Raw genomic sequence first — 11352 nt, forward strand, 5'->3', positions numbered from 1 at the left:
TCCCTGCTTTGGGATTAAAACTCCACGGGCCGTGCCTCGCGCATCGCTTGCGTCATGGCCAGGCCGATGCGCGTCGCTTCTGTTGCATCGTGCAAGGTCAATGACAAGGTGCGCCGGCCCAGTGCCGCATCCGTGAATTCCTGCGCCTCGATCAAAAAGGCGTCGGCGAAGCGGGCATAGAAGTCGGGCGTGCACTCATTGCGTACGCCATGCGCATCTGAAATTTCCACTCGGTTCAGGCGCGGATTGCTGCCCACGGCCAGGCGGCCGCCCGTGCCGAACACTTCCGTCAGGGTTTCATGGCCATGCGCCATGGTGCGCGAGGCCATGAAGCTGGCCATGCTGCCATCGGAAAATTCGACCGTCGCCAAGCCGTTGTCGACGTCGCCGAACGCCTGCAAGCCCTTATGGATGGCGTTGGTGCCGCTCGCATACACGCGTTTGGGCACGGGATTGCCCAGCAGCCAGCGCGCCAGGTCGATATCGTGCACGCTGCAATCGAGGAAGATGCCGCCGCTGGTGGGGGCGAAGCGCATGAAGGCGCCGCTGGGGTCGTTCTGGTCGCAGGTTTGCGAACGCACCAGATACGGCTTGCCGATGCGTCCCTGGGCGATCTTTTGCTGGGCGTCATGGTAGCTGGCGTCGAAACGGCGCACGAAGCCGATCATGATGGTCAGTTGCGGGTGGCGCGCCGCTTCCGCTTCCACCTTCAGGCAGTCGGCCAGGTTCAGGGACAGCGGCTTTTCGCAAAACACGTGCTTGCCGGCGCGCAGGGCGGCGATGATCTGGTCCGCATGCAGCGAGGTGGGCGTGACGAGGAAGACGGCATCCAGGCCCGGGTGGGCCAGCAGGGCGTCGTAATCGGCATAGCCGGTAGTGATGCCCAGCGTGCTGGCGCCCCAGTCCAGTTCGGCTGGAACGGGGCTGCAGGCGGCCACGACTTCGGCATTCGGCACGCGCTGCGCCAGGTTGATGGCGTGGCGCTGGCCCAGCCGGCCCAGGCCGACGATGCCGACTTTTAATGTTGGGGATGACATGGTGTCTCCAGATTTTTATTGTTGTTTATAAAGTTACGACGCCAGGGTCACGACACGCCCCTCGCGCCACGACAGGGTGGCTGCTTCGGCCAGTTCCAGTGCCTTCAAGCCATCATGGACGGTCGTGCGCAGCGGCGTGCCGTGGGTGAGGGCGTCAAAAAAGTGCGCCATTTCCTGCGCGTAGGCCACGCGGTAACGTTCCAGGAAAAAATCTTCCGGCTTGTCCACGCTGACGTTCACCGGGCCATAGGCCGTCACTTCCGTCGGCTTGTGGTTGCCCGCCTGCAGCATGCCGGCGCTCCCCAACACCTCAAAACGCTGGTCGTAGCCGTAGGCGGCGCGGCGCGAGGCATTGATCTGGCACAAGCGTCCCTTGGCCGTGCGGATGGTGACGACGGCCGTGTCCAGGTCGCCAGCCTCGCCGATGGCGGGGTCGACCAGGCAACTGCCCGTCGCGTGCACGCTGACGGCTTCATCGTTGAGTATCCAGCGGAAGATGTCGAAATCGTGGATCAGCATATCCTTGAAGATGCCGCCCGACACTTTGATGTAGCTGACCGGTGGCGGACCCGGATCGCGGCTGGTGACGATGAGTAACTCCGGCGTGCCGATTTCGCCCGCTTCGATGCGTGTCTTGACGGCATTGAAGGTGGGGTCGTAGCGGCGCTGGAAGCCCAGCATGCACAGCACCTTGGCTTCCTTGACGGCGGCGGCGCAGGCGCGCGCCCGGTCGATGGTCAAATCGACGGGTTTTTCGCAAAAGATGGCCTTGCCGGCGGCGGCCGAGCGCAGGATCAGATCCGCGTGCGTGTCCGTGCTGGACGCGATGACGACGGCCTTGATGGCCGGGTCGGCCAATGCCGCCTCGACCGTGGCGCTGCTGCCGCCGTGCAGGCCTGCCAGCGCGGCGGCCGCTTCCTGGTTGACGTCGACCACGTACTTGAACTGCACGCCGGGTTGGGCGGCCAGGTTGGCCGCGTGGATTTTGCCGATGCGTCCGGCGCCGAACAACGCTACTTCAATCATCATGTTCTCCTGGGGTGTGGATTTCTTCGATGTCGAGCTCTAATTTGTATGCCAGCGCAATGAACAGCGCCTGGCACAGGCAGATGGTGCTGGTCAGCGAGCGGAAGGCGAAGGCACTGCCCTCGGTGACGGTGAGCAGCGCGTCGGCGGCCCGCGCGAGCGGGGCCAGCTTGCTGTCGGTAATCACTAGGACCTTGGCGCCCTTGTCTTGCGCCGCCTTGATGCACTGCTGGGTTTCCTTGCCGTAAGGCGAGAAACTGATGGCGATCGCCACATCGCGTTCGCGCACGCTGCGCATCTGTTCGCGGTGCATGCCGCCCAGTCCGCTAATCAGGTGCACGCGCTTGTCCGTGTGTTCCAGCGCATAGGCGATGTAGGAGGCGATCGGAAAGGACCGGCGCACGCCGATCACATAGATATTTTCCGCTTTCAGCAGCAGGTTGACGGCCGCTTCCAGCTGGGCGTCGTCGAGTCCGGCTGCCAGGTCGTCGAGACCGGCGCGGCTGGCACCGACGAATTCGCGCGTCAGGTCGCCTGCGCTGAGCGCGGCGTCGCGCGTGGAAATGAGCTTGCGGATGCGCTGCTGGTAGTCGGGCGTGGCGCCGGCCTGGTCCGTATAAGCCTGGCGGAACACGTCCTGCATTTCGGAAAAGCCCGTGTAGCCGAAGCGCTGCGCGAAACGCACGATGGCGGACGGCTGCACGTCGCAGGCGGCGGCGATGTCGCTGATGCGTTCGAGCATCAGGCTGGCCCGGTGCTTTTCAATGTATTGGGCGATGACTTTCAACTGGCGCGACAGGTTGTCGTACTCGGCGGCAATGTGCTGCATCAGCTGTTCGATGGGGGCGGTGGCTGCCATGATGTTTTCCTTGGTGTGCTTGCTGGGCCGCTGTCTCCGTGCGGCTGGTTCTGGCGAGAATTATAGGAGGGAATCTTGAAAATAGAAATGAATTTCTATTTAAATTTATTTTGAAAATTTTATTGCATTTGTCTTTTTTGTGGCCTAAGCTGTGCGCAGTGCATCGGTTCGTGTGCCGCAAGGCCAAGCCGGTGACACCCTTCATAAAAGCTCGCAACTATAAAAATTAATCCGTCTAGGAGACATTCATGCATAGCAATAAAAGCAAGGGTTTGATGAAGTGCCTGGCCATCGCCAGCCTGGGACTGAGCCTGGGTTTGAGCACGGGCGCCAGCCATGCTGCCGGCGAGAAATTCGTCATGGTCAGCCACGCGCCGGACTCCGATTCCTGGTGGAACACCATCAAGAACGCCATCAAGCAAGCCGGTGAAGATTTCAACGTGTCCGTCGACTACCGCAATCCGCCGAATGGCGACCTGGCCGACATGGCGCGCCTGATCGAGCAGTCGGCCGCGCGCAATTACGATGGCTTGATCGCCGACATCGCCGACTTCAGCGTGCTGCAAAAACCGCTGGGTACGGTAGTGGCCAAGAAAATCATGCTCGTGACCATCAATTCGGGCACCATCGCGCAAAGCGAACAGTTGAAAGCCATCATGCACGTGGGCCAGCCCGAATATGACGCGGGCCTGGGCGCCGGCAAGCGTGCCAAGGAAGCGGGCATCAAGTCGTTCGTGTGCGTGAATCACTATGCGATGAATGCGTCGTCGTTCGAACGCTGCCGCGGTTTTGCCGACGCGCTCGGCGTCGACTTCAAATCGTCCACGCTCGACACCAATGGCGTCGACCCTGGCGTCATCGAAAGCAAGGTCAGCGCCTATCTGCGCAGCAATCCCAAGACCCAGGCCGTGCTGGCGCTGGGGCCGGACTCGGCGCCAGCCGCCATGCGCGCCGTCGAGAAGCTGGGGCTGAAAGGCAAGATGTACTTCGCCAGCTTCGACTTGTCGGAAGAAATCGCCAAGGGCATCAAGGATGGCAGCATCCAGTTCGCCATCGACCAGCAGCCCTACCTGCAAGGCTACATTCCTGTCGCCGTGATGGCCATCATGAAACAGCAAAAGATCACTGACCTGGCCAAGGTCAAGGAAATCCTGATCGCCAATCCGAAATACCAGGCGCGCCTGGCGGAATACGGCCTGACCCCGATCTACGGTCCACGCCACATCAGCTCCGGCCCCGGTTTCGTGACCAAGGAAAACATTTCCAAGGTCGAAAAATACGCGGGCCAATACCGCTAATCCACACAGTCGCCACCGGGTTTGCCCAGCGCCGCACCGCTTCCCGCGGGCGGCGCATGGGAGGAACACGCCTGGCGCCAGCGATGCTGGTGATAAGTAATTGCATCAAGTAACACTGAAAGGACTTTGTATGACTGCGCTCAAATCCAGCCTGGCCAGCCCCGGCATGAATCCTCCTCCGCCTCCCGGCGCCTCCAGCAAGCCAGTTGCCGCCGCCGACGAGCGCGTGGGCACGACCAGCTGGGCCAAACGGTTTTTTGGCCGCCCCGAGTTCGCCTCGATTTCCGGCGCGGTGCTCGTGTTTGCCTTCTTCGTCATCACGGCCGGCGACTCCGGCATGTTCAACCTCGATGGCGTCGTCAACTGGATGCAAGTGGCGTCCTACCTGGGCATCATCGCCATCGGCGCCTGCCTGTTGATGATCGCCGGTGAATTCGACCTGTCGATCGGCTCCATGATCGGCTTTGCCGGCATGATGATCGCCATCCCGACGATTTATTTCCACTGGCCACTGTGGGCCGCCATTATTTTCGCCTTCGCCGGTTCCATGGCGCTGGGCTGGCTCAACGGCTACATCGTCATCAAGACGCGCTTGCCATCGTTCATCGTTACCCTGGCATTCCTGTTCATCCTGCGCGGCCTGACCCTGGCCTTGTCGATCATGTTCGCCAACCGCACCATCGTCAGCGGCGTGGGCGACCTGGCGGCGCAGGACTGGCTGGCCAGCCTGCTGTTCCACGGCAATGTGGCCACTGGCCTGTTCCAGTGGATGGGCGCGCATGGCTGGATCACCGTGCTCGACGACGGCTCGCCGCTGGTGAAAGGCATTCCGAAAGTCATCGCCTGGTGGCTGGTGCTGGCCGCCGGTGCCGCTTTTGTTCTGTCGCGGACCCGCTTCGGCAACTGGATGTTCGCCGTGGGCGGCGACGCCAACGCGGCCAAGAATGTGGGCGTGCCGGTGCGCAAGGTGAAAATTTCGCTGTTCGTCTTCACGGCCTTCTGCGCCTGCCTGTTTGCCACCTTGCAAGTATGCGACGTGGGTTCGGCCGCCGCCGACCGCGGCATGCAAAAGGAATTCGAAGCCATCATCGCGGCCGTCATCGGCGGCGCCTTGTTGACGGGCGGCTACGGTTCCGTCGTCGGCGCCTGCTTCGGCGCGCTGATCTTCGGCGTGGTGCAGATCGGCATCACTTATACCAACATCAATTCGGACTGGTTCCGCGTGTTTCTCGGCGTGATGCTGCTGATCGCGGTGCTGTTCAATAACTTTGTACGCTCACGCGTCACGGAAGCGAGATAAATCATGAGCGAGCATATTCTTGCCCTGGAAAATGTCAGCAAGCGTTTCGGCTCCGTGCTGGCGCTGCAAAACATCACCATGCGGTTGAAGGAAGGCGAAGTGCATTGTTTACTGGGCGACAACGGCGCCGGCAAGTCGACCCTGATCAAGACCCTGGCCGGCGTGCACAAGCCCACCGATGGCCAGTACCTGGTCGACGGCAAGCCCGTCGTCTTCAATTCGCCCAGCGAAGCGCTGGACATGGGCGTGGCCACCGTCTACCAGGATCTGGCGCTGGTGCCGCTGCTGTCCGTGGCGCGCAATTTCTTCATGGGCCGTGAGCCGATGAAAAAGCTGCTGGGCCTGGTGCCCGTGATGGATATCGATTATGCGGCCGAGACGGCGCGCGCCAAGCTGGCCGAGATGGGCATCATGGTGCGCGACCCGCACCAGGCCATCGGCACCATGTCGGGCGGCGAGAAGCAATGCCTGGCCATCGCCCGCGCCATCCACTTCGGCGCCAGGGTGCTGATCCTCGACGAGCCGACGGCCGCCCTGGGCGTCAAGCAATCGTTCAATGTGTTGAAACTGATTTACAAGGCGCGCGAGCGGGGCATTTCCGTAATCTTTATTACGCATAATGTGCACCATGCGTATCCGGTGGGCGACTCGTTCACGTTGTTGAATCGGGGCAAGTCGCTGGGCACCTTCACCAAGGATACGGTGAGCAAGGATGCCTTGCTGGACATGATGGCAGGCGGCGCGGAAATGCAAACGCTGATGAGTGAACTCGACGGTGTCACGATTTAAGGATAGCCATGAATAATTCCACACAATTTGCCCAGGGGCGGGCGCTCGACGTGATCTGCCTGGGCCGCCTGGCCGTGGACCTGTACGCGCAGCAGATCGGCAGCACCCTGGAAGACGCCACCAGTTTCGCCAAGTACCTGGGCGGTTCGTCGGCGAATATCGCCTTCGGCACGGCCCGGTTGGGCTTGAAGTCCGCCATGCTGTCGAAAGTGGGCGACGACCACATGGGCCGTTTCCTGACCGACACTTTGGCCAAGGAGGGTTGCGACGTCAGCCACGTGGGCATCGACCGCGACCGTCTCACGGCTTTGGTGATGCTGGGCATCAAGGACAAGAACACCTTCCCGCTGATTTTCTACCGTGAAAATTGCGCCGACATGGCCATCGAAGCGTCCGCAGTCGACGCCGCCTTTATCGCCTCGAGCAAGGCGCTGCTGATCACCGGCACGCATTTTTCCACGACTGCCATGCACGCCGTCAGCACGCAGGCACTCACATTGGCCCGCGCCAATAACGTGCGCACCGTGCTCGACATCGATTACCGGCCCGTGCTGTGGGGCCTGTCGGGCAAGGCCGATGGCGAAACGCGTTTCGTCTCCAACGAAGGCGTGACGCGCCACCTGCAGGCGATCCTGCCGCAGTTCGACCTGATCGTCGGCACGGAAGAGGAATTCATGATTGCCGGCGGCGGCGCCGACATCATGGCGTCCTTGCGCGCCGTACGGGCCGCCACCCTGGCCACCCTCGTTGTCAAGCGGGGCCCGCTGGGCAGCGCCGTCATCGACAATGTGGTGCCGCACAGCCTCGATGATGCATATAATTACCGTGGCGTGCGCGTGGAAGTGCTCAATGTGCTGGGCGCGGGCGACGCCTTCCTGTCGGGCTTCCTGAAAGGCTGGTTGCGCGGCGAGGATTACGAAGCGTGCTGCCGCTATGCGAATGGCTGCGGCGCCCTCGTCGTGTCGCGCCACGGCTGCGCGCCAGCCATGCCGTCGCCCGTTGAGCTCGACTATTTCCTCGCCAATGCGGCCAAGCTGACGCAACCGGACCAGGACGCGACCTTGTCCCGCTTGCATCGTACGACGGTCACGCGCAAAGAGTGGAACGAGCTGTGCGTATTTGCCTTTGACCATCGCACGCAATTTTTTGAGCTGGCGCAGCAGACGGGCGCACCCGAAGCGGCCATCGCGGCCCTGAAACAATTGATGGTGCAAGCCGTGGCGCAGACGGAAACGGCTTTGCAGCTTGCAGGCAAGACGGGCGTGCTGATCGATGGCCGCTATGGCGTCGATGCGCTCAACGATGCGACGGGACGCGGCTGGTGGATAGGCCGTCCCGTGGAATTGCCGGGATCGAATCCGCTGCAATTCGACTGGGGCCGTTCCATCGGCTCGCACCTGCTCAGCTGGCCGAAGGAACACGTGATCAAGTGCCTGGTGCAGCTGCACCCGGACGATGCCGTGGAAAACCGGCTGGAACAGGAAGCGCAGATCAAGGCCCTGTACGACGCGGCGCAAGTGAGCGGTCACGAACTGTTGCTCGAAGTCATACCCTCGGAAGCCTTGCCGCAGGGCGACGATACGGTGTTACGTGCCGTCAAGCGCCTGTACAACCTGGGCATCTATCCCGAATGGTGGAAGCTGGAAAGCATGTCAGCCCAGCAATGGCAAGCCATCGATGCCCTCGTGCATGAGCGCGATCCGTATTGCCGTGGCGTCGTGTTGCTGGGCTTGAACGCGCCGATCGCCGCCCTTGCCGACAGTTTCGAGCAAGCCAGCGCCAGTACGACGTGTCGCGGTTTCATGGTGGGCCGCACCATCTTCCAGGAACCGAGCCGCCGCTGGCTGGCCGGCGAACTCGACGATGCCGGCCTGATCGCCGCCGTGCGCGCCAATTTCGAGCAGCTCATTGGCCTGTGGCAGCGTACACGCAACCGTCTGGAGCGTGCGGCATGACTACACAAAATAAGACGATTCGTTTGACGATGGCCCAAGCCCTGGTGCGCTACCTGGCCGCCTTGCGCACGGAAGAGGGCGAACCTCTGTTCGGCGGCGCCTTTGCCATCTTTGGCCACGGCAATGTCGCCGGCATCGGCGAAGCGCTGTACCAGTACAAGGATGTGTTCCCCACCTACCGCGCCCACAATGAACAGGCGATGGCGCATTCGGCGATTGCCTATGCCAAAGCCCACATGCGCCGGCGCATGATGGCCGTGACCAGTTCCATCGGCCCGGGCGCCACCAACTTGCTGACGGCCGCCGCCCTGGCGCACGTCAACCGCTTGCCCGTACTGCTGTTGCCGGGCGACGTGTTCGTCTCGCGCGCGCCGGACCCGGTGCTGCAGCAACTGGAAGACGGCACGGATGGCAGCGTTTCCGTCAACGATGCGTTCAAGCCGCTGTCGCGCTATTTCGACCGCATCGTCTATCCGGAGCAGTTGCTGACGGCCTTGCCACGGGCGATTGCCGCCTTGACAGACCCGGCCGCTTGCGGTCCCGTCACCTTGTCTCTGCCGCAAGACGTGCAGACGATGGCGCATGACTATCCCGTGGATTTCTTTGAACCGCGCATTGTGCGTTTCCGCGCCTTGCCGCCTGTCGAGCAGGAACTGGAAGAGGCGGCGCTGCTGTTGAAAAACGCGAAGCAGCCGCTGATCGTCGCCGGTGGCGGCGTGCTGTATGGCAAGGCCAGCGCCGCCCTGCAGGCGTTTGCCGAGCGCCATGGCATTCCCGTGGCGGAAACCCAGGCCGGCAAAAGTTCTCTGCCATGGGACCATCCGCTGCAGCTGGGCGCCATCGGCGTGACGGGCTCGCCTGCGGCGAATGCCCTGGCGGCGGACGCGGACGTGGTGCTGGCCATCGGCACGCGCCTGCAGGATTTCACCACCGGGTCGAACTCCCTGTTTGCGCAGGCGCAACTGGTGAGCCTGAACGTCAACCGTTTTGATGCACTGAAACGCCGCGGCCTCGGTGTGCAGGCGGACGCGACCTTGGGCTTGCAAGGCCTGTCGCGGCTGCTGGGCAGCTGGAATAGCGCGGGCCAGTGGATGGACCGGGCGCAGCAGGCAGGGAACGCGTGGCGCGAGACGGTCAAAAGCATCACGGGCCGGCGCGACGTGGCCGGCTTGCCGTATGACGGCGAAGTCATCGGCGCCGTACAGCGCTCTTCCGCAGATTCCACCGGCAACGACATCGTCGTTTGCGCGGCGGGGACTCTGCCGGCCGAGCTGCATAAACTCTGGCGCACGTCGACGCCGGGCGGCTACCATATGGAGTACGGCTACTCGTGCATGGGTTACGAGATCGCCGGCGGCCTTGGCGTCAAGATGGCCAAGCCGGAATCGGAAGTCATCGTCATGGTGGGTGACGGCAGCTATCTGATGATGAATTCGGAAATCGCCACCTCCGTCATGCTCGATAAAAAACTCATCATCGTCGTGCTCGACAACCGCGGTTACGGTTGCATCAACCGGCTGCAGCAGGCGTGCGGCAATCCTTCGTTCAACAATATGTTGCCCGACAGCGCCCCGCACATCGACTTTGCCCTGCATGCGCAATCGCTGGGCGCGCTGTCCGAACACGTGGCCAATATCGCCGAGCTGGAGCAAGCGATGCTGCGCGCCCGTGCCGCACCCCGCACGTATTTGATCTGCATCGATACAGACGACACGCGCACGACCGAAGAGGGCGGTTGCTGGTGGGAAGTGGCCGTGCCCGAGGTCTCCACCCAGCCAGCCGTGCAAGCTGCGCGCGCCCGTTATGAACTTGACCGCCAAGGACAACAACAATGAATGCACCGACATGGAATGTGAAGATCGGCATCAACCCGATCTCGTGGATGAACGACGATTTGCCCAGCCTGGGCGGCGAAACGCCGCTGGAAACAGCGTTGAAGGAAGGCGCTGAGATCGGCTACGTGGGTTTTGAATTGGGCAACAAGTTTCCGAAAGATGCGCCAGCGCTGAACGCCGTGCTGGGGAAATACCATCTTGCCTGTGTTTCCGGCTGGTATTCGGGACGGCTGGCGCACCGGTCGGTCGAGGAAGAGATCGCTTCCGTGGCGTCGCATTTACGGCTGCTGGCCGACAGCGGCGCCACCGTCATGGTCTACGGCGAAGTGGCCGACGCCATCCAGGGGGAAGCGCGCCCGCTGTATAAACGCCCGCGTTTCCAGTCGCAGCAGCAATGGCAGGAATACGCCAACAAATTGACGGCCTTTGCCGCCCATCTGCTGGCGCACGGCGTACGCCTCGCGTATCACCATCACATGGGCGCCTACGTGGAAACGCCGGCGGACGTGGATCAATTGATGGCCTTGACGGGAGCCGAGGTCGGCTTGCTGTTCGACACGGGTCACATCACCTTTGCCGGCGGCGATGCGCTGGCGGTGCTGAACAAACACATTGATCGCATCTGCCACGTGCATTGCAAGGACGTGCGGCCGAACGTGGTAAAACTGGCGAGAAATGGCCACTGGAGTTTCCTGCAGGCCGTCATCAATGGCGCTTTCAGCGTGCCGGGCGACGGCAGCATCGATTTCCCCGCCATCCTCACGCGGCTGTACCTGCACGGTTATGCGGGCTGGCTGGTGGTGGAAGCGGAGCAGGATCCGGCCGTCGCGCCCAGCTACGCCTACGCGAAGATGGGCCACGATTACCTGGCCAAGCTCGTCGAGGCGATTCCCCGCGTGAAACGGGAGGCGGCATGAGCCCGCTGCTCGTCAAGGCCCGTCCAGGTTCCACCATCGTTGAGGTAACGCCGGAATCGGCCGGCTGGACGCATGTCGGTTTCGCCGCGCACCGTCTTCCAGCGGGCGAGTCCTTGCAGCTGGACACGGGCAAGCGCGAATTGTGCATCGTCGTGCTGACGGGCACGGTCACCGTCCAGGCGGGTGGACAGACCTGGGAAAATATAGGTAATCGCCAGAGCGTCTTCGAGGATCGTTCGCCGTACGCCGTGTATGTCCCGCTGGATACGGCGGTCGGCATCACGGCCGTGGGCAATGCCGAAGTGGCCTTGTGCAGCGCACCGGGCATCACCCACC

10 protein-coding genes are annotated in these 11352 nt (G+C 62.4%); 7 read left to right on the plus strand and 3 right to left on the minus strand.

From position 1 onward, the window contains the following. Window positions 1–14: 14 nt before the first annotated feature. From ASN89_RS22565 to ASN89_RS22575, 3 genes are read right to left on the minus strand one after another with little or no spacing between them, the layout of a single operon-like run. Window positions 15–1037 (minus strand): Gfo/Idh/MocA family oxidoreductase, encoded by a 1023-nt coding sequence (locus ASN89_RS22565; RefSeq protein ID WP_058050835.1) that lies wholly within the window; start codon window positions 1035–1037, stop codon window positions 15–17. Window positions 1038–1070: 33 nt separating this feature from the next. After that, entirely contained in the window at window positions 1071–2063 is a 993-nt protein-coding gene (iolG, locus tag ASN89_RS22570) for an inositol 2-dehydrogenase (protein WP_058050836.1), read from the minus strand. Next, window positions 2056–2922: a MurR/RpiR family transcriptional regulator gene (locus ASN89_RS22575; protein ID WP_034757651.1), complete on the minus strand. Its 867-nt coding sequence runs from the start codon at window positions 2920–2922 to the stop codon at window positions 2056–2058. Before ASN89_RS22575 ends, iolG begins: the two co-directional genes overlap by 8 nt. A gap of 248 nt (window positions 2923–3170) precedes the next feature. Between ASN89_RS22575 and ASN89_RS22580 the strand changes: the two genes are divergently transcribed. From ASN89_RS22580 to ASN89_RS22610, 7 genes are all read left to right on the plus strand, one after another. Further along, window positions 3171–4220, plus strand: a complete 1050-nt coding sequence (locus ASN89_RS22580) for a sugar ABC transporter substrate-binding protein (protein ID WP_034757655.1) — start codon at window positions 3171–3173, stop codon at window positions 4218–4220. 166 nt (window positions 4221–4386) lie between these two features. Next, window positions 4387–5520 carry an ABC transporter permease gene (locus ASN89_RS22585; protein ID WP_058050845.1) on the plus strand — a complete coding sequence of 378 codons (1134 nt, stop codon included), beginning with the start codon at window positions 4387–4389 and terminating at the stop codon, window positions 5518–5520. Window positions 5521–5523: 3 nt separating this feature from the next. After that, on the plus strand, window positions 5524–6309 hold the full coding sequence (locus tag ASN89_RS22590; protein WP_046684857.1) for an ATP-binding cassette domain-containing protein: 786 nt from the start codon (window positions 5524–5526) through the stop codon (window positions 6307–6309). Between the two features lie 8 nt (window positions 6310–6317). Then, window positions 6318–8264 (plus strand): bifunctional 5-dehydro-2-deoxygluconokinase/5-dehydro-2-deoxyphosphogluconate aldolase, encoded by a 1947-nt coding sequence (locus ASN89_RS22595; protein WP_058050837.1) that lies wholly within the window; start codon window positions 6318–6320, stop codon window positions 8262–8264. Further along, the gene (gene iolD, locus ASN89_RS22600) at window positions 8261–10099 is read left to right on the plus strand and encodes a 3D-(3,5/4)-trihydroxycyclohexane-1,2-dione acylhydrolase (decyclizing) (protein ID WP_058050838.1); all 1839 of its coding nucleotides are present in this window, start codon (window positions 8261–8263) and stop codon (window positions 10097–10099) included. Before ASN89_RS22595 ends, iolD begins: the two co-directional genes overlap by 4 nt. Next, window positions 10096–11016 (plus strand): myo-inosose-2 dehydratase, encoded by a 921-nt coding sequence (gene iolE / locus ASN89_RS22605; protein ID WP_058050839.1) that lies wholly within the window; start codon window positions 10096–10098, stop codon window positions 11014–11016. The genes iolD and iolE overlap by 4 nt, the downstream gene beginning before the upstream one ends. Further along, a partial coding sequence (locus ASN89_RS22610; RefSeq protein ID WP_200969105.1) for a 5-deoxy-glucuronate isomerase occupies window positions 11013–11352 on the plus strand: 340 nt, incomplete at its 3' end. The genes iolE and ASN89_RS22610, both read left to right, overlap by 4 nt.

The organism is Janthinobacterium sp. Ant5-2-1 (genome assembly GCF_001445815.1).
In the GTDB taxonomy this organism is placed as follows: Bacteria; Pseudomonadota; Gammaproteobacteria; order Burkholderiales; family Burkholderiaceae_D; genus Janthinobacterium; species Janthinobacterium lividum_E.